This is a genomic window from Kribbella sp. NPDC023972 (assembly GCF_040639075.1).
Taxonomy (GTDB): domain Bacteria; phylum Actinomycetota; class Actinomycetes; order Propionibacteriales; family Kribbellaceae; genus Kribbella.
In genome coordinates, this window is sequence record NZ_JBEZZH010000010.1 from 183,820 (window position 1) to 209,230 (window position 25,411).

The following is a 25,411-nucleotide window of genomic DNA, read 5'->3' on the forward strand; positions in this document are numbered from 1 at the left end:
GTCATGCTGCTCGTGATCGTCTCACCGGCGCCGCTTATACCCATCCCGCCCGCGCGACCCATCGCCACCGTGCGTCAGCGGCGCCCGGATCCGCTGCGCGGTGAAGACGAAAGCACCTGCAGCGCCCGGCTCTTGTGGTGGCAGCATTGCGACGGATCGATAGAACTGGACCGCGTGATCCGCCACGGGTGACGAGGACCAGTGCTGCCTATCCCAGTGCGCGCCACCCGGGCCCGGCGACCGTTCCCCGCGGTGCCCGCAGATCTCAGGCAGCCACGACTTGCGAACCCCTCACATGTGCGCGGACGCTCCCCTACAGTGGAACCGTGACCGATCGCGAGCCACTCACCGCGCCACAGGTCCGCGCCATGGTCGACGCGGCCGGAATCAGTCGGCACGATCTTGAGATCGAGACAGACCCCGAGGTATGGCGCGACGAACGGACCGGCGAACACATCCAGGGCGTCTTGATCGGCCTGGGCCCAGAGCGCAGGGCGGTGGTGCACCTGCTCGCTGCCAACGGTCTCGTGGTGCACCCTCACGATGAGAACTACATGTGGGTCACCAACCGGCCCACGCCAATCCGTTCTCAGGTCTCAGCACCTGACTGAGCTCCGCTGCGGTCCAACGAGACCGGGCCGAGTGTCGCCAAAGATGTCGGTGAAGAGGTCAGGCCTGTTGTACACGAGCCACGGCAGCGAACGCGCACCGGCGAATCGAGTTGGCAGATGTCTCGTCGGTGCGGTCATCGGGCCACAGATCGCAGTACGTCAGGCCAGGCTCCACGAGACCTAGTTCCTCGAGCATCGCCGCGATCTCGGAGACTGGGAGGAACCGGCCGCCGCTGAGATGGCTGGTGGTGAACAGGTCCGTGAGCTTATCGGCCCTGCGGTCCAGCGGCCGCGCGACCGTCTCCGGGCCTGGCAGCTCATCTTGCGGGGTGGCGAAGAACGCCATCACCAAATGCGATCCGGTCGTCAACTCGGGGACGTACTGCGCCAGGAATTCGCTGGGACCGCGGTCCTGACCGGCGCTGAAGGGCAGCAGCACGGTGTTGACGACGGCGACCGGGCGCTCCCAGTCGATGAAGCCGTCGACATCAGGGTGTTTACGCACGGCCGCGGCGTCCAGCGGATCCGCATCGATCACTCGGACGAGCTCGTTGGTCGCCATGAGCGCGCGGGCGTGTGAGACGACGTGGCGATCGCGATCCACGTAGAGCACGCAGGGCCACGGGATTGATCTTCTGGACGACGTCGCGAGTGTTGTGATCTGAGGTGGGCAGACCGGGGCCGCATTCGATGAACTGATCGATGCGGCCCGGCCCGGCGAGCTGCGCGACCGCACGCCGGCGGAAGTCGTGAATCGCCCCGGCGAGGCCAGCAACTTCTGAGTCGATGGATCGCGCCCGGCTGACCAACTCTCGGTCGCCGGCCCAGTTGTCTTTGCCGCCGAGCAGGGCATCCCACACCTTGGCAACGGTCGGCCCGCCGATCACGGACGGCGGGCTGTCGGATACCGCGCTCTTGGTCTCGTCAGCCATCAGCGATCGCCCGCCGAGTGCGTGCCGACGGCTTCGACCGTGAGCCGTAGCCGTGACAGCAGCTGGGAGACCGCTGTGATGTGTCGCGGTGCGGCCTCGACAGGCGCGGTGAAGTCGGTGATCAGGTGGTCGCCGAGCCACGTCCGTACCCGCACCTCAGGGGCAGAAGTTGTGGAGGAGTGCACCGCATCGAGGCTCTCGTGGGGGAGTGCCGCGGGCGCGGTCCGGGGGTGCGCTGAGTTCACCTGCATCGCTATCGATCTCCCAGGGACGACGTTCGTGTTCGTCTGTGCCCCGGGCTCCGCGGCGTGATCGCCAACGGTCGTAGCAACGCAAGACCGAACGTAGCAGCGGATCGGCGTCTGGGTCGCGAGGGCCACGCGCGGCGTAACCGACTCGCAACCGGCGCTGCGCGAGCGCGACGGGTGCCGGCCGGCGCGGAGCACAGGACCCAGGCGGCCAGATTTTTGGCGGCTGGCTGTCACAGACAGACCGAAATCTCGGCCTTCTCCATCTTGAGGACTCATTTCAGATGAGCGAGGGCGACGATTGCCAGCTAGACGCGAATATGCCAATGTTGTCTAGACGCGAATATGCCAACTCAGGAGGTGGACATGCACAACCAGCCGCTCCAGCTGCAGGCAAGCATCCAGATGCTGCCGAGCGCCGATGGATACCTGGCCGAGATCACCGACCCGTCGTCGGCCTGGCATGGTTTCTTTGCCTTCGGCTCCGATCACCACACCGCGCAGCGCAACCTGGTGCAGACCGTCTGGGAGCACCTCTGCGCCGGCGGCCGGATCACCCCGGCGATTCCTGGTGTCGCTCTGCAGATCCCCAAGACGACCTGGTTCCCGCGCAACGTCCTCGAGCGGGCCGTGCCCTCCACCTTGGCCGGCGCAACGGCGCGTCCTCTGGCGGGCGACGAGCCGGGGCAGGAGTGACCATGACCGCGCTCATCGACCTGATCAGCCCGCCGAGATCCGACTCGCCGACGGTACGGCTGCGGATCCACATCCACCGACGGCCGCAGGGCGGCTGGTGCGCCGACATCGACGACGAGCAGGACCGCCAGCCCGCCGACCCGTACTGGTTCATCGGTGACTGCGACAGCGTTGCCGAAGCCGTGACGGCCGCCTGCGCCGAGCTCGCCGCGATGGCAGCCGACCCGACCGCGGTCGCCGCCCACGGCAGGCTCAGCGGCTGGATCGATCCCAGCATGGCCCAGCGCCCCGCCCGTCGTAGCCGGATCGGAGTACTGCAGTGAGCACCGTCGTCATGCACCCGACCGCCCGCGCCACCACCCCGACTCTGAACGCCCAGGTCTTGTTCGGGCACACCCACTATCCCGACGCCCGGATCGAGGTCCGGCCCCTGGTGGTCGACGGCGTCGAGTACCTGACCAACAGGCTGCTCGTGATCCGCCGCGACTTCCTTCACGGCCTGGACGGCGGCTGGATGCGGCTGGGGTCCGAGGTCACCCACGGCCTGCAGTACCTCGCCGACGCGCTCAAGGACACACCCGCCGGCACTCTGCCGGTCCACCGGTTCGACCCTCACACGGTCTGCGCCTTGCAGCAGTGCGGAGCCGGCATCGCCGTCCTCAGCTTGCAGCATGCCTTCAACCTGCACGCCGTAGTCCACGCAGGCGTACCGATCGGGCTGGCCGTACCCCTGCCGGAAACCCACAGCGCTGCACCGCTCGGCGTCATCCCCGGCATCCAGCCCTGACCCGGACAGGCCAACAGCCCGACCCGCAACACGCCCTGACGCCCACGAGCGGAGACCTGAACATGAAGCGACACCTGGCAGGCGCCCAGATCATCTTGCTGATCGGCGCCAGCACGCTGGTGGCCTTCGGCAACGACCAGGACGCGTGCGCGGTGACCGCGAAGAAGAGCGCCCGGTGGGACCTGGACGGTAGGACTTGGGACGGGTTCCGGGCGGCGAGCGTGTGACGGCCACGAAGCTGCCCCGGCTGCTCGGTATCGACGGCGGGACCGGAGTGACAACTCAGACCACTCAGCGCTGGCGGGACGGCTCACCTCATCGGGTGCCGGTTAGCGCCAGCCGGTTCGAACCGAGCCGGTACGCCGTACAGGAACTCGACGAATCGACCGCCCAGGCCTTTGTCTGCCGCCACCACTACTCGTCGAGCTGGCCGGCCGCCCGGCTCCGCTACGGGCTGCTCGACCACCGTGCCGACTCGACCATTCCAGCGCTGGTAGGAGTGATGGTCCTCGGCATCCCGATGGCCAAGAAGGTGCTCACCAACCCGTTCCCCACCCTCGAGCCCTACACCGAGAGCCTGGAACTGTCCCGGCTCGTCTTGCTCGACGAGGTGCCTGGCAACGCTGAAAGCTGGTTCTGTGCCGAGGCCTTCCGCATGGCCGCCGCTCGCGGCATCCGTGGAGTCGTAGCGTTCGCCGACCCGGAGCCCCGCTGGCGGCGTACCGCGACCGGCCACGAACAGATCAAACCCGGACACTGCGGCATCGTGTACCAGGCACTCAACTTCGACTATCTGGGCCTCGGCACCCGCAGGAGCCTTGTCCTGCTGCCCGATGCGACCGCTCTGTCAGCTCGTGCCATCGCCAAGGTGACCGGTGCTGAGCCAGGAAGCCACGGCGTCGTCCGCCGCCTGGTGGCTCTCGGCGCCACCGCGCCGGCCCCAGGGCAAGATCCGGCGGGGTGGCTACGCGCCGCCCTGCGCGACGTCGGCGCAATCCGGGCACCACACCGCGGAAACCACCGCTACGCCCTTCGCCTGGGCCGAACCCGCGCCGAGCGCACCCGCGTCCTGATCGGTCTGCCGGCCCGGAGCTACCCGAAGCCACATCCCACCGAGAAGGGATTCAGTCGATGACATATCTGAGCCTCGATGACGCTGGCGCCGTCATCAGATCCGATCAACCGCTCCTCAGGCCGGGCTGCACACCGCGCTGTTCCCCCAAGCACCACGTCTTCTGCCGCGGCCCAAGCTGCTGCCCACACCTCCACATCGCCAACCCGCAACCAGCACCGTCCGTCAGCGAGACCGCCACCTCTCCCAGAAGGGCCAACCGTCCATGAGCCAAACCATCCCCACCAGCCCCGGTCCTTCTGTTGCCGACATTCTCAGCTCAGCCCTGTCGCCGGCGAGCTTGCTCGGCTATCTCGACGACGAGGACCACCTCGAACACTGCACCGACGGACCCGAGCGGATGACCGGGCGCGCGCTGACCACCGTCGAGGAGCTCGAGCGGCTCCTCGACCTGGCCCAGTCCCGGGGCAGCTTGCCCGTGCTCATCGACCATGACCGCGCGCCGTGGATCTTGTTCCTCGACGAGGACGGCCGCCAGTACTCCCGCACCGTCCCGTACGGCCCTGAAGGTGAGGGCGGCGAATGGGCCGACCTGCTCGCCGGCGGGCCGCTGGTCGTGGCCTGGGACGGCTGGGACGACGGGGGTGCCCGGTGAAGCACACCGCTAAGTACTACCCCGGCAGCCCGGCACTGGAGATCCTCGGCAAGCTCGTCAACGCCGCGAACGGCGGCTACATCACCAAACCGAGCCCGGCACGCGTCGGCCTCACCTTGGAGCACGGCGACCACCGGCAGCGCTGGCGAAACTACCAACGAGACACTCTGGGCGCCCTGGTCGAGGATCGCCTGGTCACCGTAGACCCGACCAGCGGTGACCACGGGCAGCCGATCAGTGTGACCACGGCCGGTCGTGAACTCTGGACCACGGTGATGTCACGGTGACCGGCCTGTCTTTGGTTTGGGACGCCGGCCGAGATCTGCCGGCCGCCCCGATCGAAGAGCACGCTGGCCGCACGGTCACCTGGGAGGCGTGGAGGCGAACTCCGAGCACGACCCACATTCAGAGCGTTTGCGAGCAAGCCGACTGCCTCTATGTCGGATCGGGATGGATGACAGTCGGCACTGTTCACCCGCTCGACGGCGACACGATCGAGCGCACTGTTCGACGCCGGACGCGCTCCGGCAGGCAGTACGGCGTCGTCGACGACGCGCCGGCCTACCCGCTGCGCACGCTGTTCGCATTCGCCTGCGCCAGATGTCACCACGTCACTGCGTACGAGATGGCTGCCGCTGACCGCTTCGAACCGGTCTCCCTCGACCAAGGAGTGCTGTTCTGATGACCGCCTCCCCGATGCTCGACCTCGAACCGGTCGATGCCCCGGCGAGAACGCGCGATCTGCGCTCAGACCGATCCGGAGGCCTTCTTCCCCGTGATGGGTGGCAGCACCAGGGACGCGAAGAAGATCTGCCTCGGCTGCGACGTCCGCGGGGAGTGCCTGGAGTACGCGCTCACCAACGACGAACGGTTCGGAGTGTGGGGCGGATTGTCCGAGCGCGAGCGACGCAAACTGAAGAAGCGCGTCGGCTCGTGAACACCGACGATGAGGTGCCCCAGGCCGTCCTCGCAAGCCGGACCGTCGCCGAGCTCGCGACCGCCTACATCGGGGCCGGAGAGGTACTCAAGATCCCGGACGACATCGCCGACGGCACTGTCGCCGCGCTGGCGACGGAGAAGAGCTGATGCTGACCATCCCCGACTTCCTTGACCTTGTCGCCGAGCACACGGCCTGCCGCTGCCCTGCGGTGACCCATGCCAGTGCGCCTGACAACAGCGACTGCCCGAGGAACGTCGCGATCCGGGCCCACCGGGAGGCATCCCGGTTCGATGGCGCATGGCCGATCCCACAGAGCATCTTTGCCATCGACCAGATCCCGGCGTACCTGTCGGAATGGGACGACGCCCCACGGGTCGTGATCGCGGTGCTGCTGTGGCGCGCGACCGCCGAGTTCGTGAGCGACAACTCACCCCTGACTGTGCCGCCCGGACAGAGCATCTCCGAGGCTGCGGAAGCGTACGTCCGTGCGCATTGGCGAGAAGCCGAACGCGACGACGACGCGACCCCACGATCCATCGGCCGATTTCTGCGCGACGTCGCGCTGCTCGGCCACTACGAACGGCTGAAGCAAGACCAGCAGACGGCAGCCGGCCCTGATCTGCAAGCCGGCCTGAAAACACGCCGAAGCTTCAGCATCCCAGGCGAGGCCTGGTACGGGGCCACCGTGCGGCAGCAATGGGGACCGCTGGTACACGGGCAGCTGACCGCTGGCGTCGACGTGCTCGACGAGGACGGGGAGCCTGACGGCACAGGGCTGGGCGAATGGACGCTGACCTGGCTCAAGAAGCACCCGCAGCTCGACCTCGAACTGCAGGTCCCGGTGGACGCATGGAAGGTCTTCGTTCAGACAGAGTTTCCCGCGCTGCTGGCCGAGCTCGGCGTCGACGACCCTGCCGAACCGGTACCGAGCATCGAAAAGGTCTCCCGGACACTGCTGGCCGCGGGCTGGGTCGATTCCACCGCCCGGGCCATCGAGATCAACGATCAGCGGCGGCCTGCCACCGGCAGCGAACACCAAGTGCGGACCCGATGACGGCCGAACACGAATGCGGTGCCGAGATCTCGCAGGCAACCGCGACGGCCCGGCGCACGGTGTCCGCAGCTCTGCTGGCGGCTCTGGACACTGCGCGGTGGCCCGACGGATCGCGTCTGGTCGACGTGAGCGACCACACGATCCAGCAGCGGCTCGTTCCGGCGCTCACCGATGAACTCATCGCCCAATTCAGCCGGGCCAGCGACGTCGACACGGGAGCGGCGATCTGATCGGGCTACGGGCCGCCGTGATGCCCGTCGGTCAAGATGGGGGAGTGGGGAAGACAACGTCGCCGGCATTCAGCCCAGCCCGTCTCGCCGAGGCGCGCCGGGCGGCAGGGCTGAGCAATGCACAGCTGGCCGACGCAATCGGCGTACGCCGGCAGGAGGTCGTACGGTGGCAGTCACTCACGGCGCCCCGGACACCACGGCCTCAGCTGCAACTGCGACTGGCCGAAGCGCTGGGCGTCAAAGTCACTGACCTGGTCGAGCCGGAAGACCTCACCTTGGTAAGCCTTCGCCGGGAACGGGGCCTGAGGCAAGTGGACCTTGCCGAGCTGGCAGGGTTGCCGCGTTCGACCGTTCAGGCGTTGGAGTCCGGCAAGATCGCAGCCCTTCGGCCTGAGCATGCCCAGCTCCTTGCCGGGGCGCTTCAAACCAGCGTGCGGGCAGTCGCGCGTGCCCACGAAGTAGGGGTTGCCCGCGCTCAGAACCCTCCTGCGGGTCGTCCCTGATTACTCGAACGTCACCATTTGCACGCCGACGATCTCGACCTCTTCGGTGTCGCCGTAGTGCTCGATCCCGGCGATCTCGTCGTCCATCCAGGCCAGCGGGTCGTCGCCTTCGCCCTGAGCACGATTGAAAACGTCCTGGGCGTCGTAGCCGCGTTTCGAGCCGACCGAGATCACGCGGTGATCCTCGAGCGTGACGGTGAAGTTGACCCGCTTCTTCTTGGTCACCGCCTGCTGCAGCTTGTTCATCAGCGACTGCCGGCCGCGCTCGCGCCCCGGGCCCTCCGTCTTGGGGATCGTCATCTTGTAGAGCTCACCGGTTGCATGGGTGTACGTCGACTCGTCGAACTTGGACGCGCCCGGCTTCGCACGTTCCGGCGGGGCGAGGATCGATCGCGGAGCCTGCGGGGTGTTGTGGACGACCGCCAGTCCGCGCGGAGCCTTCTTGACGTCGGTGCGCGGAAGCTTCGCGCCCTTCGCGGGCGCCTTGGCCCGTGCTCCGATGGGCGCATCCGCCGGGACCACGGATGGTGCGCCGGCCTTGCCGCGGACCCGGACCGGATCACCGGTCTTGGTCGTTCGCCGAGGCGGCGGCGTCGATACCCTGCCCGTGTTGACCAGTTCGGACAGCGACGGCTGCAGGTTGGCGCCGGGAACCTTGCCGTTCGCGATCCGCCGAAGACCGGCCGGGTCCCGCTTGAGGGCCTCGCCGATCCGGACCCAGCTCCAGCCCTCCGCACTGTGCAGGTGGTTCAGCAGCTGCTGGCTGGTCGGCTGACCGCCCTGTGGCGTCGTCACGACGTCTTCCCCGGGGCGAGCTCGTCATACGCCGCGGTGGGTCCGGCGGCCTCGGCCTTCTTGACGATCGCGTCGCGAGCTGCCCGTGTACGCGGACTAGCAAGCGGCCCCGGCAACCAGCCCTTCAGCCGCAGCCGGCCCTCCTTGCCGTCATCGCCGCCGCCCAGCCGCACAGGGATCGTCGCCAGGTGCGGCTCGGTGGTGACGATCGCGTCGCCGTTGATCGCGACGAGGGTCTGCGGATCGAGGTCGAGGGCGCCCCATTCCTTCAGCTTCAGCCCGTTGACGGTGTAGCCCGCGGTGGGGCCCAGCAGCATCCGGGCGCGCTCCTTGGCCCAGACCTGGGCTGACAGCTCAGGCCGATGGAATGCCCGCTGGCGGTCGGTGAGGGGCTGCTCCTCGGTGTAGATGAACCGGTTGCCGTACTCGACGACACCGGAGATCGCCCACGGTGGGACGTCGTTGAGGTCGTCGACGATGTGGGTGCGTGGCCGGCCTCGCGAGTGGAAGCCGCCGATGGTCTGCAGCAAGACCGCACGAAGGGCGCTCTTCACCAGCGACTTGAGCATCTCCGGTGCATCGAGTTCGTTGGCTGCGCCCCGGGCCTTGAGCATGCGGTCGATGAAGGTGTCGAGCGGCCGGCCCTTGCTGAACTGAATCCCTTCGAGGATCTCGATGCCGCGGTGCCAGCCGGTGTTGAGGTCGTGGAACAGCTCTGCGCCGTCGACCCACGTCTCGTACGTCGCCCCGGGGCGGTTCGGCCAGTGCCACGCGTTGGTTGTCGAGCCTGGAATCTGCACCCCGAACAGGCCGAGAGAGTCCCAGCCATCGGGAACGGTGAACCGGATCCGGAACCGCGCCTTGGCGTAGCGCCCTTTCGTGTCGTTGGTCCACAGCTCTGTAGCCTCGGCTCCGGTGAGCATCCGGGCCGGGCCCACGCCGAGCTCGCCCTTGGCCAGGCCGGCGTACATGAACCGGCCGTCGGCCGCGGCCAGGCCGTCGATCTTGTCGGCCGTGATCAGCGCGACGCAGTCGCCGCAGTCGCAGCGGCCGTCGCCTGAGACGAAGCTCTCGGTGCGGTGCTGGCCACTGGTGGCGTGGATCAGGTCGGCGATGTCGTCGGGGACCATGGTCGACTCGTAGTCGAAGGTCGGGTCGCCGGGGAGGGTGTGCGCCCACAGGTTCTGGCCGGTACCGGCCGGGGAGTTCAGCAGGCCGCCGCCTGCACCGTAGCGGCGCAGAAGGCTGGTGGTGATGGTCCACGCCTCACGTGCCGACGGAGCGGGAACGTCGTCGCCGGGGAACCACTCACGGACGAGGCGGACCTCGACTCCGTAGCCATCGGCGATGTGGACGAACCGGCCGGTCGGGGTGCGTGCCTGCAGCCAGTGGCCGGCGCCCCGCCAGCCTGGTGTCTCTGCGGTCAGCCAGTGCGGCCGGCCAGGCGTGCCCGCGGGGATCGCACCGGACAGCATGAGGCGCTTCACGCCGTGCTTGTGAGCAGTGTTCAGCAGGTCGACCAGGTTCGGCTTGGTCCGGCGGCCGCCGACCAGTGGCTGGATGGCCTTGCCGGCATCGTCGACGCCGGCACCTGAGACGAAGTCGAGCCACAGCGTCGGGACGTCAGCCGCGGTGTAGGGGATCGGGCGCATTTCAGCTGCCCGCCGCGGGGGTCTGGCTCGACTTCATGGCGTCAACACTAGGACGCCCCACCTTGCGGTCCCATCCCGCCACGAACGAATCGACCAGGCTTTCGATGAACAGCGGACCGTTCTTGGTCTGCACCGCCGGCGCCGGGAAGCCCTTGGTGTTCAGCGCGATCTCCCGGGCGCGCTGGCGGGACACGTCCAGCTTTGCTGCGATCTCCGGGTAGCCCACCAGCGGCGGGAACTGGGGCTCGGCCAGGCGCCGATCGAACTCCCTCGAGCCGAGGACTGCGATGCCGGTGGCCTTCTGGCCGGTTGCGGTCTCGACCAGACGGACCGCGTCGGCCGCTGCCCGGCGCAGGCTCGGGGCCTCGATGCTGATCGTGGCCGAGCAGCGCACCCGCTCGGGGCCGAGGTCGTCGGCCGGCTCATCGTGGACGGCAGCGGACAGGCCGGCGAGCTTCTCCAGCCACTCCTCAACGGTCGCCATGTTCGGACTGAGCGGATAGACCCAGTCGACCACAGCGGTCCAGTCGGTCATGATGTTGCTTCCCTTCCTTGTCGCTGACAGTCAAGTGGAGGACGCGGCCCCCGGGGTGCATTCCCGAGGGCCGCGCTGCCCCCTAGTTGACCGGGGGCCAAACAAGCCCTGCTTTCCGCAGGTAGGCCAGCGCGTTCTTCCACCCTCGGTGGTCCGACGCCGTCCCAGCGATCGTGGTGACCCGCTTCCCGTCCGGGCCCCGAACGATCCAATGACCCTTGCTCGACCGTTCGGCGGCAAAGCCCTGGTCCTCCAGAACCTTCAGGAGCCTGCGGAGATCTCCGCTCACTAGTATCACCCCCAATCCTTGTCGCTGACAAGAAAAACCTATCAGCAATCCTTGTCACTGACAAGGATTGTTGTCGAGATTCGCCCAATCTCAGATACGGGCCGGCCGGTCAATCTGAGATGTGTTCTGAGGCTGGTGGGGCCAGTGGGGCTGGTGTGACTCTGCAGCGAGTGTCTTGGCTCCGCCTAGGAGCGTGCTGCCGAACGCGTAGGCATCCAGTGCTCATCCCGCCCGGCCATCGGCAGAGGCGACGCCGGAGTGGCCAGCCCTAGTCGACCTAGCCCTGCAGCAGGGTCTACCTCAAGTCGCTAGATCACCGTCTCGCGCCTTCGTGCGACGGTGCGGCGACGAACTCGGATCATCGCGCGAGCGTGCGCTGTTGGCTGGACCCCCACATCGTCGCGATGGCCATGGTCAGTGGTGGTAGGTCGTCGCGAATCTGCGGCGCTACGACCTTGCCTCCGTTGCAGGTGAGGTCATGGGTGGTGCGCTGGTTGAGGATGGCAGGGCATCTGTGTCGGATTGCGGCGCGCTGTGGTGTTCAGTTGCGCAGGGCTGTGAGGATGGTTGTGACCACCATCGGGGCGGGTAGGCGTTCTTGTTCGAGTTGGGCATGTTGTCCGTCGAGTGCGCCGGTGAGGGCGTCGAGGGCGGCTTGTTCGTGGGGGTGGAGGGTGTTCAGGGGCGGGTCGATGCGGCTGATTCGTTCGGGGACAGCTAGGTGCAGATGCGTCTGGACGGTTGCGGGGTCCATGAGGATTGACTGCAGCCTGGGCTGGAGTGCTCGCGCGCGCGAGAGCAGGGTGATGCCTGGCCGGTCGAGATCTCCCCAGTACAGCAGGGATGCATCGTTGAACCACGGGAGCTGTGTCAGGGCGTCGAGATGGTTTCCCAGTGAGTGAATGACGACGAGGCCTTCGTGGTCTGGGATCAGGAGTGCTGATTCCTTGTTCTCGACGACGAGGACGATGCTGGGTCGCAGCGGCAGTTCGGCGATCTCGGCGATGGGAGCGCGGAGGTGCCGCAGGCCGGCGATCGCCGACCGGTCGGCCGGATCGGTGAGGATGATGTCGATGTGTCGGGGCAGTGCGAGCAGGCCGAGCAGATCGAGATCGGAATCGGGCAGTTCATCGTCTGTATCTATGTCTGTGTTGGTGTTGTCGGTGAGGTCATCGGGTGGTATCTCACGGCCGGGGGTTAAGCCGAGGACGGCGAGGACAAGTCGCCGGTGACGTTTCAGCCACTTGGTGTGCATGCCTTCGACGGGTACTTGCCGTGGGGTGAGTCCGCTACGTGGGTTCTCAGCAAACCACTTGGCGGCGGCGGCCAGGAGGTGGAAGTCGGCGTCGTCGAGGTCGATGATCTGGCGCAGGTGTGGCTTGATGACGGCTGGGGTCGCGTGAAGTTTGAGGAGCCGTTGCCAGCGGGTGCGGGCCGTACGCCAATGTTTGGTGAGAGCTGGGTTGGCTGAGGCGAGCGCGTCGACGGTTGGGGCTTGGAGGTGGGTGATGATCTGCTGTTCACCGAGCAGCGTCCGCTTGGTTGCTCGGCGCAGTGTCAGGTCGGGGTGTTCGCTGTCCCATTGGTTCCAGGCACGTAGCCAGGTGTCGACGTTGCCGGGGTGGCGGGCGATGTGGTCGGCCGAGGGCGCGCCGAGGGGAAAGGTCAGGGCGTCCTGGTCCGGTGGCGTGATGAGCCAGTCGCGCCACCGGTCGTGGTAGCGGGTGCTGATCAGGTCGGTGACGGTGGCTGGTGTTCTCATAGTGAACCGGCCGGTTCGGCGCCGGCGCGCTGGAGTTGGACGGCTTCTTCGATGGTGAGTGGATAGATGCGGACACTTCCTGGCCGGTCGGCGTCTGCGCTGATGTAGGCGACGGTTTCGACGTGGTCTTCGAACGCGGTGACTTTTTCGCGGGGTGCACCGATGATCAGCTGGAAACCGAGTGCGCGTAGTGCGTCGAGTGCGCGGCCGGTGTAGTTGGCGTCGGCTTTGACGAAGCCTTCGTCGAGAACGATGGGTGCGTAGGTCGGGACGCGCGTGGATCCGTCTCCGAGCCGGTAACGCAGGGCTGCTCCGAGGATGAACGCGATGAGTTCTTGCCCTTCGCCGCCGGACATGCCGGCGACACCTTCGTGAACGAGGGTCTTGCCGTCGGGGCGGGTCTCGATCGCGCGGAACTCCACGTGTTCGCGAGCATCGAAGACTCGTCGCCGCCACGAGTCGCCTGCTCGTGAGCGCTCTTCGAGTCGTTTGAGTTCGCCTTGCAGTTTGACGAAGGACTTCTCGAGGTTGGCGTCGTCGCGGCCGAGGATGTTGCTGGTGTAGGCGGTCAGCGTCTTGCGGAAATCTCGCAGATCGCTGCTGGGCCGGTCCACGGTGTCGATCGCCAGGGCGGACTTGTCGCGGAACTCGACGCCGGTGAGGACGTCGTTGATCGGCTGGAGACCGCGCCTGATGCTTTTGCCGTCGTCTTCGATCTGCACGAGGAGCTTGTGCAGGCTGTCGTTCATGTCGGCGCCGACCTTTTCCAGCCAGGCGTTCTTGGCGCGCGGAAGGTCGTCGGTGGTCAGGGCCTCATAGATGGCGAGCACTGTGGGCAGGCTCTCGATGGTCTGGTCGATCTCTGCCTTGTCGTCGAGTTGTTTGTAGTGCCCGAAGATTGTTGTCAGGTGGCTTTGGTGACCGGCTCGGTCCTTGTCGTGTTGCTCGATCTGGGCCACGAGCAGGCCGGTCGCGTGATCGAGCGGATCGTTGATCGACTGCGAGGTTGCCGGGGCCGCGAACGGCAGGGGAGCCAGGTAGACGCGTTCGTCGTCGGTCAGGGCGGTGTTGTCATCGATCAGATCTTTGACTTGGTCCTCGATGACGTAGAGCTCGCCCCATTCTTCGTTCAGCGCGTCGACTCGTCCCTGGGCTTCCACGACCTTGCGTCCGGCCGCGATCTCGTCCTCGTGGTGGCGCTCGAGTTCCTTGCTGAGTTTGTCGATCTCTGGTTGGGTCGCGGCGAGCTGCTTGAGTTGTTCGGTCAGTTCGGTGATCCGCTGGCGGGCTGGGCTGGTGTCGAGTTCGGACCAGCGGGTGTTCTGAAGATCCTCCAGGGTCGCGATCTGGTTTTGCAGACGATCTCGCTGCTGCATGGTCTTGGTGGCGGTCTTGTCGGCCTCGTGGTGTTCTCGGTGCAGCGCCTCGACGGTGCTGCTCAGCTGCCCGACAAGGGCGGCGTTGTCCCACCCGATCCAGGTGTATGGGGTGGCGCGGTCGTCTTTGATGACACGGCCGCGGACACCGGTGAGCATGCCGGCACGTGTAACGGCGCCCTTTGCGCCCTGTGGACGTGGGGAACGTAGATCGTCGGGGCTGGCGACGCACAGGTAGCTGTGGTGCTCGATGAGCTCGTCGAGGAGCCAGCCGCAGTAGGGGCTGTCGGGAGCGATCTCGATCATGGCCGGGACGGTGCCTGGGATCGGGGACCGGCGGGCGTGCTGGCGTTCTTGGGCTGGCGTCAACACGATGCGGCCGCGCATGTCGTTGGCGTCGACGAACCGGGTCACGTCGCGCCAGTCGGCCTCGGCGACCAGCAGGTCAGAGGCCATCGCGCCCAGGACCTTGACGATCGCCTTCTCCCATTGCCGATGCTCGGAGCGGATCCGTATCAGCTCGCCGGCATAGGGCAGTTCTGCTTCGGTGACGCGGGTTCCTGCGGCGATCGTGGAGCGGCGGATTGCGGCGTGGTCAGGGATGTTCGTGCTGCGGCGCCGGGCATTTTCCAGTTGGCGCTCCGTTTCCCGGATGCGTTTCTTGAGGTCCCAGACGAGGCCGTTGTGGTCTGCGCTGACCGGATCGACGGCCTTCTTCTCAGCCTTGAGCGCGGCTAGTTTCGTACCGATCTCGGTGAGCAGCAGCGACATGTCGCCCACGGAGTCCGGCATCCGCAGGCCTACCTCTTCGAGCCGGCGCGCCACAGGCGCACGAGTCGCCTCGATGCTGCGGAGCAGGGCGCGCTGGGCCTCTGCTTGGGATTTGAGGCTCTGGCTGCGGTCACCGCCGGCGGCGGTGATCTGTTGCATCACGTCGCCCCAGCGGTCGCGTGCCGCTGTCGCGAGGGCTGTCGCGGTTCCGACGTCTTCTCGGGCGACAGCTTCGGCGATCCGGTTGTCTTCGATGGCGCGAGTGATCCAGCCGATGATCTTCTCCGCATGCCAGATCTCGACCCGCGTCGCCTCCTCGCCGCTCAGGGGACGCAGCAGTTGCCGTTTGACCGTGGCATCTTGCCCGGCAGCGGCATACCGCCTGGCCAGGCCCGGCACCTCTTCGAGGGCGTCGTGGCGTTTGCGGGCGGTTTCGAACACCTCGTACAGGGCGGAGGCTTCCCGGTAGGCGGCCAGCGCGATGTCCCACCGTTGCAGGGCGAGTGGTTCGGTGAGGACGAACTGCTTGAAGAGGTCGTTGATGGAGAAGATGCCCTTGGATGATTGGGCTCTGCGCAGCAAGGTTAGCGCGAGCTTTTGGGACTCCTCGGTCGAGCCGATGCCCATCACCCGACGCATCCGGGCGTGCATCGACGGCTGCGAGGTCGTGACCAGGTCGCGCGGCAGGATGACCAGTTTTTCCAGGGATGCCTGGGTGACCGGGGAGGACGCGGCTCGGGTCGGTCTCAGCTCGTTGAGGCGTTGCAGATCGAAGTCGTCCTGGATGAATGCGTAGACGGTGCCGGAAGTGATCTCGTCCAGGGTGGAGGTGTCTTTCGATACCCACACCAGGCGGGCCGCGGTGACGATTTGGCCGTCGCCGGTGGCCCAGGTGACCGCGACGCCGGACGGGAACTCAGTGCCGGGCGGGCGCAGATAGGCCGTCGATGAACTGTGCCGGTTGCTGTCGAGGATCTGATCGGTCTTGCCGCGAGCGTAGCTGTAGACGGTGCGTTCGGCTTTTCGGCCGCGGTCGTCACGAGCGGCCTGGTTGAACTCCTGCGGGTTGGGCATCAGCACTGCGGCGATGGCGTCGAGGATTTGGGACTTACCTGCCCCTGTCGGGCCGAGAATGGCGGTGCCGGCGCGGCCGACCAACATGGTTTCCAGGTTGCTGTAACGCCCCCAGTTGAGCAGTTGCACCTTGGTGATGCGGAACTGTTCCGGTGTCCCCTCGGCCGGTGCCCGCGACTGCAGGACCACTGGAGGCGTCTTCATCGGCCGGTCTCCGATACACCACGAGTGTCGCCATCGTCATCGTTGGGGTCGTTGGGTTGTTCGGCGGCCGGGGTGCCCGCGGGCTCGTCGGTTGTTCCGGCGGCTTCAGGGTCGCTGAGTGCTTCCAGGTAGACCTGTTCCATGTGGGTCAAGACGTCCAGGGAGACCAACGGCACCACCGCTGGCGACACCGTGTACAGGTAGTCGGCTTCTGTGTCTTGCGTCAGCAACCCTAGGTCGGCGACGGCGCGGATCGCGGCCGAGACCCGCCGCTCGTACTTCGCGTCGTCGGCGTCACCGCTTTCCCGAAACGGCCGCAGGAAGTCCGCGATCTGGGTGTTGGACACGATCACGGGATCGTCGGCGGCATCGGTGTATGCGTGCTCGCGGCGCAGGAAGATCAGTACGAACGACGCGTCGCGTGACAGGGGTTTGTCGCGGCGCAGCATCACGGGCACGTCGTCGTCGGTGACCTTCCGCTTGAACGCCACCTCGTAGTCGCGGTCGACCTCGAGCGTCATGAACATGTCGTCCAGTCGTTCGCCGATCTCGGACTCGTAGTCGAGCACCGCGTCCCACGCGGCGCGGTTACGGCTGCGGGTGATGAAGCGATTGGTGAGTAGCGAGACGAGCGCACGCCGTGCCGGCATGGCCAGCCGTGAGGTCGCCTCGGTGTACGGATCGAACTCGCCGGGGTAGTCGCCGGCGGCGGCCGAGCGGGAAGGAGCCGAACCGTCGACCGGTTCGTCGGGATCACTCATAGGTGGCCGCCCTTGGTGGGTAGAGGTTCGTGGAAGACCATGTACGGCACCGTGATCTGCAGGTCGTGACCCGCAGCGGTCGTCAAGGTGATCTCCTCAGCGAGTTCGGTATCGACCTCACCGTGGGCGATGGCGAGGTCGAGCAGGCTGAGCAGGGTCCCCAGGCGCTGGAATTCGGGTGGGGTGGCTTCATAGGCTTCGCTGCCGGTCACGAGGTGCCGCTCGAGCAACAGCCGATTGACGGTGCCAGTGGCGGCCTTGGTGCTCATCCCGGCGGCCACCCGCAGCGACTCCCTGTCTGTTTCGGGGATGACTGTTGGACGTGACTGCACGACAACCTCGACTGTTTGTGGTCCACGGTCGCGCCACAGCTGCGTTTGGGTGATGTCGATGACCGCGGCGGTTCCGATGCCGAGAACGTCGGGGATGGTGCGGGGACCGCGCCCGCTTTGTGCCCACTCGACTCCGGCGTTCAGCGCGCGATCGGCCATGGTCAGCAATCGTCCGTGCCGGCCGTGGGCGGTGCGGGTGAGGAGACGGCGAAGCGACGAGGTCCAGCGCACATAGCTGGTCTGGACGACGAGTTCTTCAGCCAGCAGCGTCGACAGCATCGTGTCCAACTGTGTTCGCTGCTGCGATGTCATGTGGTTGCGGGCGAAGTCTTGGCGAAGGATCTGCTCGATATCGTCGCGAATCACGTCGGCCTGGCGCGAGGTGAGCAGCCGGGCGAATCCGCGGTAGGCGCGGCCTTCCGGGGTCTGGGAGAGCAGGTCGTGTTCTTGCAGGTAGCGCTCGACCAGGTCTGCCTTGGTCGGTCCCTGCACCATCGCGTCACGGGCGACTTCTTGGTGGCGGTCTTCGACCATGGAACGCAGATGCCGAAAGTCCGCGGGCAGTGACGCGGTCATGCTCAAGATCTCGCGAAGCTGATGTTTCATCTCCTCCACGGTCGCCAGCCGTACCCGGCCGGCGGCGACGTCATCCTTGCGCCGCTGCAGTTCGCGAATCTGTTCCTCGATCCGCGCGACCTGGACCTCCCGGTTCGGGTCGGTCATGTCGGCAAGGAGGCGCACCGCGTGGGCGATGCTGCCCAGCCGGGCACCGGAGACGGTGTTCTCGCCCTCGATAACCTCGCGCATGAAGCGAAGAGCTCTCAGCGTCTCTGGCGAGAGCCGGTATCTCGTTCGCCCGTCCTGTCCGGTGTCGGTCTGAAGCCAGCCTGCATCGATCCATTTACGGCAGTGTTCGACGGGCGTGACCTCTCCCTGCCAGCCCGGATGCCTGGCGCGGGCATCGGCGACCTTTTCGTGGAACCACTCCGCCGATACAGGACCTTCGGCGAACTCCAGATGCTCCGAGAACAGCGGCAGGATCCAGCGAGCGTTCGTGGCACGCAGTAACGACAGCGTGGGATTGCTGTCGAACGCCTGCTCGACCACCTCGCTGGCCAGCCAGCCTCCGGCCACGGTGACACCTCCCGGTACCGGCCGCTCGGGTTCCTTGCTCGGGCCCCGGGCTGGTCGTCCCGACGGTCCGAGCCGCGGCTAGTCGTAAGGTACCGACAACCGCCGACAATTTCGTTGCAGAGCGTGGCGACCAGCCAGAACCTGGCTGTCGAGATTCCCCGGATCTCAGATGGCCTCGCCCAGGAGATCTCAGATTCTTCCAGCCCATCGGCGGAGCTATCTGACATCGAGCGGCGCCCGGCTCGCCACGGGTTGCGCAGACCCAGGACCGGCTCTCCACCGTCTCGGGTGAGGTGGCGTGCAGTGAGGTCTTCGGCCAACGCGACCACTGCTAGAACACCGCCTCCCCCTCGACCGCGTACCGCGCCGTCAGCCGAACGATCCGGCCCTGCGACACCCCGTAAACCAAGCAGGCGCCGGTGCAAGGAACCGGCTTGCTATTCACTACGCCAGATGTCGTCAGCGATCGAGCTTGGCGACGTGTTCCCGCTGCGGGTTTCTCCGGGCTTCTCCAGTCGGATTGACTCAAGGTTCCAAGGCCTAGCGGGCGTACGGTCATCGGCGAGCCCATAGCGTGCAATCTGCTCGGCGCCCGCGTGGTCCCCGACATGTCGCCGGACAATTGCGAGGTCCCGTAGCGCCCAGAGCCCAGCGCGATCTGCCCCGTCGAGCAGAAGGCGCTCTGCTCCGGCGTAGTCGCCGGCATGGCGCCGTCCCATGGCGAGGTAGCGCAGCGCCGACCGCGCTCCACGGTCCGCTGCGGCATAGGTGAGTCGCTCCGCGTCGGCGTGATCACCGGTCCCCATCCGGATCCGTGCGAGATCTTCCAGCCCTTCCGAGTTGCCATAGTCTGCTGCGGCGTACGCGAGACGCTCCGCGCCGGGGAGATCGCCGGCCTTCGCCCGGATCCGCGCCAGGCGTCGTAGTCCCTCCGGGTTGCCACGGTCCGCTGCGGCGTACGCGAGACGCTCCGCCCCGGCAAGATCACCGGCATCCTCGAGATGCAACACCGGCGGCCACCACTTTTCCCAGGGCCTGGCAAGATCCTCGGGTTCATAGCGACCGCTGAATTGGCTCTCCTGCTCCTCCAGAGCGACCGCCGCCTGGTCGGCAGCCTCCTCGGCTAGCGCGAGGTTCCGTCGCGGGTCTTCAATCACGAGCCTCTCGTCCCCGCTCTCCTCGAGCGCCCGGAGAAGCATCACCGCTCCCAGGTCACCGTGGTCGTCCGCAGCCTGGCGGAGGAGACGTACGGCGGTCGAGCGATCACCGGCCTGTTCCATAAGCATTGCGACGCCTTGCAGCCCTTGTGGAGCTCCCCGGTCGGCGGCAGCTTGGGCAGACTGCACCGCACCTTCGAGATCGCCGATGTCACCGAGCAGCCGGGCAAGCTCGACCTGTCCCTCAGTCTCGCCATACTCAGCGGCGAGATAGTACAGAGTTGCCGCGCGGTGCCGTCGCCCGCGATCGTCGGCACGACGAGCGAACTCAAATAGGACCGCGGGATCTGTGCAGGTCTGAGCAACTGCACCCCAGAAACTGGCGGGTGGATACCCGGCGGGGCGTGTCCGCCGGCCGTGCTGCTCGAGGTAGTCGGCAAGCTTGTAGCCCATCGAATTCTGGCGCTCATGAAGAACCTTGCGCGGAGCAAGAACTCCATCCGCTCCATGGCACTCTTCCGTTAGGGACTCCATCGCAGTCTCGAACCAGCGGCTGGTGTCGTCGGCTCGGCCCAATGCCGAGTCCGTCAAATAGCCGAGCGCGGCGCAGCGCAAGAAATCTGCTGGCAGGTAGAGCCAACGGCTGTGCCGCCGCGCGTCCATCGCAGCGTGAATGATCGCCCTGGGGTACTCGCCGGCATCTTGATAACGGCGCATCAGCTCGGGAGCCGCGGCGAGATATTGAGTAACTCCGCCATCAACGGCCGCAGCGGCCCGCAGTCGGTCATCGCCATCGATCTGCGTCCGCGCCGCCGTCAGCTCAGGGCCCGTGAAGCTCGGGGGCACATGGATACGGTGGCTGCTGGCAAGCAGTGCGCTGGCAGCTGCATGTTGCGCCGCTTTGTCACCCCTCGTCATCTCCTCCCAGTACCGCGGCCACATCGAGCCGAGCACCAGAATCGGCCCACCTGGATCTTGGAGCAACTGCTGCAGGGTCGACGCGACACGAGCCCCGATGCCTTCCGGAAGGAGATACATATGCGCCTCGTCTAGCCAGACGACTGTTCGGGGAGCGACCCGGCCGGCCGTCAGCTCTCCAATCACAGCCTCCGGACGATCCGGAGCAAGTGGATGCCACACCCGCCAGCCTGGCAGGGCTTCACGAATCGCCTCCCAGCACGCCCGACTCTTTCCGGTCGACGATCCACCCACCACCATGACGATCCTGCTGCGCGAAGTGGCCGCCAACAGCTCCTCGCGGAGTTCTATGTCGTGCGTGCGTTTCATGTAGGGCGGGAGCACCGGCGCACCCACCTGCTCACTGCTGATCGCACGGCGCACGCCGTAGGTCTGTGCCTGGTCCTCAGACAGCTCTCCGACCAGCCTGCCTAAATCCTCGCAGGGCGACTCGAGGCTCGCGCCGCGTAACACACGCCACCACTCAATTGGGTGTGACTCGTGGGCCGGGTCGCGGCGCCTGGCCTCGGCCTCCAGCAGGATGATCAGGCGATCCTGCGCCTTCGGGTCCCTGGGAACCTTGACAGCTCCTCGGAACCAGTCGCTCAGCGTTTGCGCTGTCAGGAAGATTGGGGGCACTTGCTGGGCAGCCCGCTTGATTATCGAACCGTATGTCAGGCCAGCGGCGGACCGCAGCCTGCGCAACTCGACTACGAACGCCCCGTCCTCGGCCACTGCACACCCCCCCCGGCGACAAGTCCTCAGCTCCGGCCCGGATCCGTCCGGATAACCCGGATCACCATCATGACCTGCGCATCCCCGCACCGTACCGAACCACCTCACTGCCGGACAGGGCAACGGCAAGGCCGACTTGGCGCATGACAACTCTTCAACTCATCCACGACATCGTCGGCGCCGCGGGACTGCTCTACACAACCACGGTCGCGATCGCTGCTATCGCCGCGATCGTCTCTGCTGATCCGGAGCAGCGCCGAGCCGCGCTCCGGGTTCTCGCTCTCCTAGTCCGAGGGCGAGGCAGGTCGCACGACGGGCCATGACTGATCCGGACCTATCTGGGTCGTCGGTGTGGCGCTGTAGGGGTGGCGCCTGGCGGCGAACTTCGTGGAGAGTGCGCGCAGAACCACCGGCGTCGATTCCGCGCGCCTCTGTGGCCGGTGGTGTGGTGGGTGGTCTCTGCGAGAATCGTGTGTCTTGTGCCGGGGCGAACGTTGGGACGCTGGAGGAGGTGGCTGTGGAACTGTCGGACAGGGACCGGAAGGTGTTGTGGACGCGTGCCCGGAACGTCTGCTCGTTCCCGCAGTGCCGGCAGCGGCTCACGCAGGACCAGGTCGATGCCGCGACGGGTGAGGCCTTCCAGACGGTGATCGGGGAGGAGGCGCACATCTACTCGGCGAGTTCGAAGGGGCCCAGGTACGACGCGAACTACCCCATCAGCAAGCTCGAGACCTATGAGAACCGGATCCTGTTGTGCCGGAACCATCATCGGCTGATCGACTCCGAGAAGGGCCGCGCCTACGACCCGGAGACGCTGATCGGCATGAAGCGGCGTCACGAGCGGCAGGAGGAGCGTCGTGAGCGGATCTCGGCCACGATCCGTGGCTATATCGCTGACCAGTACGTGGCCGACGACCAGGTGCTGTTCCGGCAGGTCAAACTCGAGGGACCGAAGGTCGATGAGATGTTCGTCGACGTCCCGTTCGCGGCTCGACACGACGCTGACGCCGCGGAGCTGCTCGGCCAGATCGCAGCTGACCGGCCGGGTGATGCGGAAGCTGAAGCTGGGTGGGTTGTCGCCGGTGCGGCGCAGGCGCTGCTGCACCCGGACTGGTCGGGCAATGCCTTGGTCGTCGGTGGGCCGGGGCAGGGGAAGTCGACGCTCCTGCAGTACCTGTGTCAGTTCCATCGGGCGCGTCATCGCGGCGCGGGGGAGAGCACGGGCGATTACACGGGGCAGGCGCAGGGCCTGCAGCCTCTCACCGAAACCACGCGGATCCCGGTCCGGATCGATCTGCGCGACTATGCCCGATGGGCCAGTTCGAGCAAAGCGCGGGTCAACAAGAGGCCGGCGAAGCGGAAGCGATCCGATCTGGGCCGAAGGTTGGATGAGGCGGACTGGCCGTCGCTGGAGGAGTACATCGCCGTCCACGTAACCAAGCACAGTGGGGGGCGCAGGTTTAGTCTGAAAGATGTTTCGACACTGGTGTCGACGGAGCCGGTTCTGCTCGCGCTCGATGGTCTCGACGAGGTAGCGAACCTGGAGCACCGGGACCAGGTCGCCAGTGAGATTGTCCGTGCGGCGGCTCGCCTGCGTGCCGACGCGGCTGACTTGGTCGTCGTGGTTGCGACGAGGCCCGGGCTTTCGGGGTCGCCGCTGTGGTCCTCGGCGGACTTTCCAGTCTTCTACCTTCAGCGGCTGACCGCTGGCCTGCGGCTGCAGTACCTACAGCGATGGTGCAAGGTCGCTGCGCTCGGCGCTGAGGCGGCGGTCAGGTTGCAGCGGACCTTCGTGGAGCACGAAGGCCTGCCGCACATCCGTGACCTGGCTTCCTATCCGATGCAGCTGGCGATCCTGCTCCATCTTCTGCAGCGCCGGGGCCTGCTCCCCCAGGAGCGCACCGAGTTGTACTCGGAGTATCTCAAGGCGTTCCTGGACCGCGAGGAGACTGAGGACAAGGAGCCGTTGCTGTCGTCGGAGCGGGATGTCATTGAGGACATTCATGCCTTCCTGGGCTGGTACCTGCATAGGCAGGCCGAGGACGACGGCACGAACACGCGGCAGATCGCCCGTGCGGACCTGAAGAGGCTGCTAAATCAGCATCTCGCGGGCCGGGAGAAGGGTCTGGAGCTCGCGAACCAGCTGTTCTCAGCGATGGAGAGTCGGGTTCTCTGTCTGATCGAGCGCGAACCCGGGTTCTTCCAGTTCGAGGTCCAGTCACTGCAGGAGTATTTCGCGGCCGCGTACATCAACGAGTACGCCGATCCTCGCGGTGCGGGGAACTCCAGGGTCGACTGCCTCGACGCGTTGCTGGCACGGCCGTACTGGCTCAACGCGTGCCGGTTCTTCGTGGGCATGTTCACCAAGATGGAGGTTCGTGGAATCAATCACAGCTTGCGGGAGCTTCAAGCAACACCAGCGTTGTCGCTGCACCCGCATCTGCGGCTTGCCGCCGGCCGTCTGCTCGACGACCGCGCCTACCAGGGTCAGCCGGACGCGACGCTGCAGGAGATCGTGGACTTCGTGCTTGCCGGGCCGGGTGTTGTGCTGGCCGAGGACGGCCATCTCGACGAGTCCGGCCAGCCGCTTACGTTCGCTGAGGACGCTGGACGCTCTCAGGCCGTCCGAGCACTGAAGAAGCGGCTGGCCGACGAGACTGTGGGGGATGTTCGGGCGGTGGCGGCCAGGATGCTTCGTCGGCACGCGAACGATCACGGCGAGCTCGCCCGGTGGTGGTGGGATCACCTTGAAGCTCGCCTCGGGACACCCCCAGCGACGTCCACCGAGTCGCTCCGGGGGACATCTGCTGAGAGGTCCAGGGATTGGCTGCGGACAGCTGCAGATCTCGGAGTGCTCGAGCTCCCTGACGATCCGCCGGTGGCAGCGCTTGCGGCCGCAGTCACGAGCGCTGCCTCAGAAGATGGCGAGGGCGCCGGTACTCAGTGGGTGTCCGAATGCCTCGTCGGGGGCGGTTATGCGGGTAGCGCGGACGACGTGCTGCGGATCTGCGTAGATGAGATCAACGACGGTGCTGGCGATGTCGTGCCGGTGGGAAGTGCTACTCCGCTCTGCAGGATTGTCGAGGCCGCTCGGGTCGCCCAGGCGCGTTTCTCGGCCGGTGGTACTGAGGGTGCTGGAGCCCGTACCCGGTTCCGTCGCGCGACGGGGCGCAGTCTGGTTGCCGATCTTCTGAACGGCACGGAACAGATCCGTTCCCGCCCAGACGCGGATCCTTCCGCATGGGCCGCCAGGTTGAAGCAGGTCGCGAGGCTGTGGGGCGACGGATGGGTCCTACGCCAGGCGGTTGCGCTGGTGCCCGCAACGGTCGACTTGGCGCACGTCGCCCGTGTCCATGCGGGGGCAGACCCGGTCCTCGCAGAGCTTCTCGACCAGCAGTTGCAGATCCGCGCGAACCGTGCCGACGCCAACTGGTGGCGGTCCGCGAGAGAGCGGGCTACGAGCGACCTCGAACAGCGCGCCTGGCTCTTCTCGGTGCTCACCGCCGCGCATAGCCAGGTCGTTATCAGCCTGGCAGCCGAGATCACTGCGTCATCGGAAGCCCTCATCCCGAAGCACTACCGCGCGATGGAAGCGGCACTTCACGCCTTCACCCACAGCCCGCTCTTACGCCGACTGACCCTGCAGGACGCGCTGCGTCTCGGGCAGGTGACCTATGGTCCCCGCACACTGTGGTTGATGCGCCCCATAGCCACCGAGGCTGCCGCTGAACAGATCAACAAGAAGATCGTGGCCGGATTAGGCGATCTGCTCGCACCGGGCATGGGCGACCGGCGCCAACTCCTGGAAGTCATCGGCGCCGAACGAACCGTGAAGATCGATGCGCTCCGAGGCACCCGTAGATCTCTCCCGCCAGGAACATGGGCGGCCGCCGTCAAACTCGGTGCGATGACAGCCCGAATCTCGAAGGTCGTGCTCGAACACCCAGAGGAATACCCAATCGACATCGTGGCGCGCGCTGTCCAGCAGGCATCCGACCTGCTGGGCGAACTGCCCGCGATTGCCGAAGTCGCCCGAATGAACAACTGGTTCCAAGCCGCACCCACCACGTGATCGGTCGCCGGAGGAACGTCCAACCAAGGACAATGGCAAACGCCGCGGACTTGGCTGCTGCGCTGGATCGCGCCAAT

At 66.5% G+C, this 25,411-nt stretch carries 28 protein-coding genes; 17 read left to right on the forward strand and 11 right to left on the reverse strand.

Going from position 1 to position 25,411, the window contains the following annotated elements:
- Window positions 1–3: 3 nt before the first annotated feature.
- Both AB0F43_RS31825 and AB0F43_RS31830 read left to right on the forward strand, forming a co-directional pair.
- Window positions 4–192, forward strand: a complete 189-nt coding sequence (locus tag AB0F43_RS31825; protein ID WP_360485234.1) for a hypothetical protein — start codon at window positions 4–6, stop codon at window positions 190–192.
- Window positions 193–326: 134 nt separating this feature from the next.
- The gene (locus AB0F43_RS31830; RefSeq protein ID WP_360485237.1) at window positions 327–611 is read left to right on the forward strand and encodes a hypothetical protein; all 285 of its coding nucleotides are present in this window, start codon (window positions 327–329) and stop codon (window positions 609–611) included.
- Between the two features lie 58 nt (window positions 612–669).
- Here the strand turns inward: AB0F43_RS31830 and AB0F43_RS31835 are convergent, their stop codons facing one another.
- The 3 genes from AB0F43_RS31835 to AB0F43_RS31845 are packed head-to-tail and all read right to left on the reverse strand — an operon-like array spanning window position 670 to window position 1,794.
- On the reverse strand, window positions 670–1,224 hold the full coding sequence (locus AB0F43_RS31835) for an SAM-dependent methyltransferase (protein ID WP_360485240.1): 555 nt from the start codon (window positions 1,222–1,224) through the stop codon (window positions 670–672).
- On the reverse strand, window positions 1,109–1,543 hold the full coding sequence (locus AB0F43_RS31840; protein WP_360485243.1) for an SAM-dependent methyltransferase: 435 nt from the start codon (window positions 1,541–1,543) through the stop codon (window positions 1,109–1,111). The genes AB0F43_RS31835 and AB0F43_RS31840 overlap by 116 nt, the downstream gene beginning before the upstream one ends.
- Window positions 1,543–1,794 carry a hypothetical protein gene (locus tag AB0F43_RS31845; RefSeq protein WP_360485246.1) on the reverse strand — a complete coding sequence of 84 codons (252 nt, stop codon included), beginning with the start codon at window positions 1,792–1,794 and terminating at the stop codon, window positions 1,543–1,545. The genes AB0F43_RS31840 and AB0F43_RS31845 overlap by 1 nt, the downstream gene beginning before the upstream one ends.
- 363 nt (window positions 1,795–2,157) lie before the next feature.
- On the opposite strand from AB0F43_RS31845, the gene AB0F43_RS31850 reads away from it, so the two are divergent.
- From AB0F43_RS31850 to AB0F43_RS31910, 13 genes are all read left to right on the forward strand, one after another.
- Window positions 2,158–2,487, forward strand: coding sequence for a hypothetical protein (locus AB0F43_RS31850; RefSeq protein WP_360485249.1), 330 nt, complete (start codon window positions 2,158–2,160; stop codon window positions 2,485–2,487).
- A gap of 2 nt (window positions 2,488–2,489) precedes the next feature.
- Window positions 2,490–2,810, forward strand: a complete 321-nt coding sequence (locus AB0F43_RS31855) for a hypothetical protein (protein ID WP_360485252.1) — start codon at window positions 2,490–2,492, stop codon at window positions 2,808–2,810.
- Window positions 2,807–3,274 (forward strand): hypothetical protein, encoded by a 468-nt coding sequence (locus tag AB0F43_RS31860; protein WP_360485254.1) that lies wholly within the window; start codon window positions 2,807–2,809, stop codon window positions 3,272–3,274. The genes AB0F43_RS31855 and AB0F43_RS31860 overlap by 4 nt, the downstream gene beginning before the upstream one ends.
- 62 nt (window positions 3,275–3,336) lie before the next feature.
- Window positions 3,337–3,501, forward strand: coding sequence for a hypothetical protein (locus tag AB0F43_RS31865; RefSeq protein ID WP_360485257.1), 165 nt, complete (start codon window positions 3,337–3,339; stop codon window positions 3,499–3,501).
- Window positions 3,498–4,409 (forward strand): hypothetical protein, encoded by a 912-nt coding sequence (locus tag AB0F43_RS31870; RefSeq protein ID WP_360485260.1) that lies wholly within the window; start codon window positions 3,498–3,500, stop codon window positions 4,407–4,409. The genes AB0F43_RS31865 and AB0F43_RS31870 overlap by 4 nt, the downstream gene beginning before the upstream one ends.
- A 202-nt stretch (window positions 4,410–4,611) precedes the next feature.
- Window positions 4,612–5,001, forward strand: a complete 390-nt coding sequence (locus tag AB0F43_RS31875) for a hypothetical protein (protein WP_360485263.1) — start codon at window positions 4,612–4,614, stop codon at window positions 4,999–5,001.
- Window positions 4,998–5,288, forward strand: coding sequence for a hypothetical protein (locus AB0F43_RS31880; RefSeq protein WP_360485266.1), 291 nt, complete (start codon window positions 4,998–5,000; stop codon window positions 5,286–5,288). The genes AB0F43_RS31875 and AB0F43_RS31880 overlap by 4 nt, the downstream gene beginning before the upstream one ends.
- Window positions 5,285–5,683 (forward strand): hypothetical protein, encoded by a 399-nt coding sequence (locus tag AB0F43_RS31885; protein ID WP_360485269.1) that lies wholly within the window; start codon window positions 5,285–5,287, stop codon window positions 5,681–5,683. The genes AB0F43_RS31880 and AB0F43_RS31885 overlap by 4 nt, the downstream gene beginning before the upstream one ends.
- A gap of 36 nt (window positions 5,684–5,719) precedes the next feature.
- The gene (locus AB0F43_RS31890; protein ID WP_360485272.1) at window positions 5,720–5,938 is read left to right on the forward strand and encodes a WhiB family transcriptional regulator; all 219 of its coding nucleotides are present in this window, start codon (window positions 5,720–5,722) and stop codon (window positions 5,936–5,938) included.
- On the forward strand, window positions 5,935–6,087 hold the full coding sequence (locus AB0F43_RS31895; protein ID WP_360485275.1) for a hypothetical protein: 153 nt from the start codon (window positions 5,935–5,937) through the stop codon (window positions 6,085–6,087). The genes AB0F43_RS31890 and AB0F43_RS31895 overlap by 4 nt, the downstream gene beginning before the upstream one ends.
- A complete protein-coding gene (locus tag AB0F43_RS31900; protein WP_360485278.1) occupies window positions 6,087–6,995 on the forward strand; it encodes a hypothetical protein in 909 nt (302 codons plus the stop codon). The genes AB0F43_RS31895 and AB0F43_RS31900 overlap by 1 nt, the downstream gene beginning before the upstream one ends.
- On the forward strand, window positions 6,992–7,225 hold the full coding sequence (locus tag AB0F43_RS31905; RefSeq protein WP_360485281.1) for a hypothetical protein: 234 nt from the start codon (window positions 6,992–6,994) through the stop codon (window positions 7,223–7,225). The genes AB0F43_RS31900 and AB0F43_RS31905 overlap by 4 nt, the downstream gene beginning before the upstream one ends.
- A gap of 20 nt (window positions 7,226–7,245) precedes the next feature.
- Window positions 7,246–7,728: a helix-turn-helix transcriptional regulator gene (locus AB0F43_RS31910; protein ID WP_360485284.1), complete on the forward strand. Its 483-nt coding sequence runs from the start codon at window positions 7,246–7,248 to the stop codon at window positions 7,726–7,728.
- On the opposite strand, the gene AB0F43_RS31915 is transcribed toward AB0F43_RS31910, so the two are convergent.
- The 8 genes from AB0F43_RS31915 to AB0F43_RS31950 form a co-directional block, all read right to left on the reverse strand.
- Window positions 7,729–8,523 (reverse strand): hypothetical protein, encoded by a 795-nt coding sequence (locus AB0F43_RS31915; RefSeq protein ID WP_360485287.1) that lies wholly within the window; start codon window positions 8,521–8,523, stop codon window positions 7,729–7,731.
- Window positions 8,520–10,175: a hypothetical protein gene (locus AB0F43_RS31920; protein ID WP_360485290.1), complete on the reverse strand. Its 1,656-nt coding sequence runs from the start codon at window positions 10,173–10,175 to the stop codon at window positions 8,520–8,522. Before AB0F43_RS31920 ends, AB0F43_RS31915 begins: the two co-directional genes overlap by 4 nt.
- Window position 10,176: 1 nt before the next feature.
- Window positions 10,177–10,710, reverse strand: a complete 534-nt coding sequence (locus AB0F43_RS31925) for a hypothetical protein (protein ID WP_360485293.1) — start codon at window positions 10,708–10,710, stop codon at window positions 10,177–10,179.
- Between the two features lie 830 nt (window positions 10,711–11,540).
- Window positions 11,541–12,761 (reverse strand): Wadjet anti-phage system protein JetD domain-containing protein, encoded by a 1,221-nt coding sequence (locus AB0F43_RS31930; protein WP_360485296.1) that lies wholly within the window; start codon window positions 12,759–12,761, stop codon window positions 11,541–11,543.
- Window positions 12,758–16,186, reverse strand: coding sequence for an SbcC/MukB-like Walker B domain-containing protein (locus AB0F43_RS31935; protein WP_360485299.1), 3,429 nt, complete (start codon window positions 16,184–16,186; stop codon window positions 12,758–12,760). Before AB0F43_RS31935 ends, AB0F43_RS31930 begins: the two co-directional genes overlap by 4 nt.
- On the reverse strand, window positions 16,183–16,947 hold the full coding sequence (locus AB0F43_RS31940) for a DUF4194 domain-containing protein (protein WP_360485302.1): 765 nt from the start codon (window positions 16,945–16,947) through the stop codon (window positions 16,183–16,185). The genes AB0F43_RS31935 and AB0F43_RS31940 overlap by 4 nt, the downstream gene beginning before the upstream one ends.
- On the reverse strand, window positions 16,944–18,413 hold the full coding sequence (locus AB0F43_RS31945; RefSeq protein WP_360485305.1) for a DUF3375 family protein: 1,470 nt from the start codon (window positions 18,411–18,413) through the stop codon (window positions 16,944–16,946). Before AB0F43_RS31945 ends, AB0F43_RS31940 begins: the two co-directional genes overlap by 4 nt.
- A gap of 437 nt (window positions 18,414–18,850) precedes the next feature.
- Window positions 18,851–21,262, reverse strand: coding sequence for a hypothetical protein (locus tag AB0F43_RS31950; protein ID WP_360485308.1), 2,412 nt, complete (start codon window positions 21,260–21,262; stop codon window positions 18,851–18,853).
- A gap of 143 nt (window positions 21,263–21,405) precedes the next feature.
- Between AB0F43_RS31950 and AB0F43_RS31955 the strand changes: the two genes are divergently transcribed.
- Both AB0F43_RS31955 and AB0F43_RS31960 read left to right on the forward strand, forming a co-directional pair.
- A complete protein-coding gene (locus AB0F43_RS31955; protein ID WP_360485311.1) occupies window positions 21,406–21,585 on the forward strand; it encodes a hypothetical protein in 180 nt (59 codons plus the stop codon).
- 194 nt (window positions 21,586–21,779) lie between these two features.
- The gene (locus tag AB0F43_RS31960; protein ID WP_360485314.1) at window positions 21,780–25,334 is read left to right on the forward strand and encodes a hypothetical protein; all 3,555 of its coding nucleotides are present in this window, start codon (window positions 21,780–21,782) and stop codon (window positions 25,332–25,334) included.
- Window positions 25,335–25,411: the final 77 nt, after the last annotated feature.

What these genes read in the sequence shown, in the direction of transcription:
- AB0F43_RS31865 (WP_360485257.1), top strand. Translation starts at nt 3,337, where the DNA reads ATGAAGCGACACCTGGCAGGCGCCCAGATCATCTTGCTGATCGGCGCC.
- AB0F43_RS31890 (WP_360485272.1), top strand. Translation starts at nt 5,720, where the DNA reads ATGCCCCGGCGAGAACGCGCGATCTGCGCTCAGACCGATCCGGAGGCC.
- AB0F43_RS31845 (WP_360485246.1), bottom strand. Translation starts at nt 1,794, where the DNA reads ATGCAGGTGAACTCAGCGCACCCCCGGACCGCGCCCGCGGCACTCCCC.
- AB0F43_RS31920 (WP_360485290.1), bottom strand. Translation starts at nt 10,175, where the DNA reads ATGCGCCCGATCCCCTACACCGCGGCTGACGTCCCGACGCTGTGGCTC.
- AB0F43_RS31940 (WP_360485302.1), bottom strand. Translation starts at nt 16,947, where the DNA reads ATGAGTGATCCCGACGAACCGGTCGACGGTTCGGCTCCTTCCCGCTCG.
- AB0F43_RS31875 (WP_360485263.1), top strand. Translation starts at nt 4,612, where the DNA reads ATGAGCCAAACCATCCCCACCAGCCCCGGTCCTTCTGTTGCCGACATT.
- AB0F43_RS31855 (WP_360485252.1), top strand. Translation starts at nt 2,490, where the DNA reads ATGACCGCGCTCATCGACCTGATCAGCCCGCCGAGATCCGACTCGCCG.
- AB0F43_RS31850 (WP_360485249.1), top strand. Translation starts at nt 2,158, where the DNA reads ATGCACAACCAGCCGCTCCAGCTGCAGGCAAGCATCCAGATGCTGCCG.
- AB0F43_RS31955 (WP_360485311.1), top strand. Translation starts at nt 21,406, where the DNA reads ATGACAACTCTTCAACTCATCCACGACATCGTCGGCGCCGCGGGACTG.
- AB0F43_RS31840 (WP_360485243.1), bottom strand. Translation starts at nt 1,543, where the DNA reads ATGGCTGACGAGACCAAGAGCGCGGTATCCGACAGCCCGCCGTCCGTG.
- AB0F43_RS31925 (WP_360485293.1), bottom strand. Translation starts at nt 10,710, where the DNA reads ATGACCGACTGGACCGCTGTGGTCGACTGGGTCTATCCGCTCAGTCCG.
- AB0F43_RS31900 (WP_360485278.1), top strand. Translation starts at nt 6,087, where the DNA reads ATGCTGACCATCCCCGACTTCCTTGACCTTGTCGCCGAGCACACGGCC.
- AB0F43_RS31905 (WP_360485281.1), top strand. Translation starts at nt 6,992, where the DNA reads ATGACGGCCGAACACGAATGCGGTGCCGAGATCTCGCAGGCAACCGCG.
- AB0F43_RS31930 (WP_360485296.1), bottom strand. Translation starts at nt 12,761, where the DNA reads ATGAGAACACCAGCCACCGTCACCGACCTGATCAGCACCCGCTACCAC.
- AB0F43_RS31910 (WP_360485284.1), top strand. Translation starts at nt 7,246, where the DNA reads ATGCCCGTCGGTCAAGATGGGGGAGTGGGGAAGACAACGTCGCCGGCA.
- AB0F43_RS31935 (WP_360485299.1), bottom strand. Translation starts at nt 16,186, where the DNA reads ATGAAGACGCCTCCAGTGGTCCTGCAGTCGCGGGCACCGGCCGAGGGG.
- AB0F43_RS31825 (WP_360485234.1), top strand. Translation starts at nt 4, where the DNA reads ATGCTGCTCGTGATCGTCTCACCGGCGCCGCTTATACCCATCCCGCCC.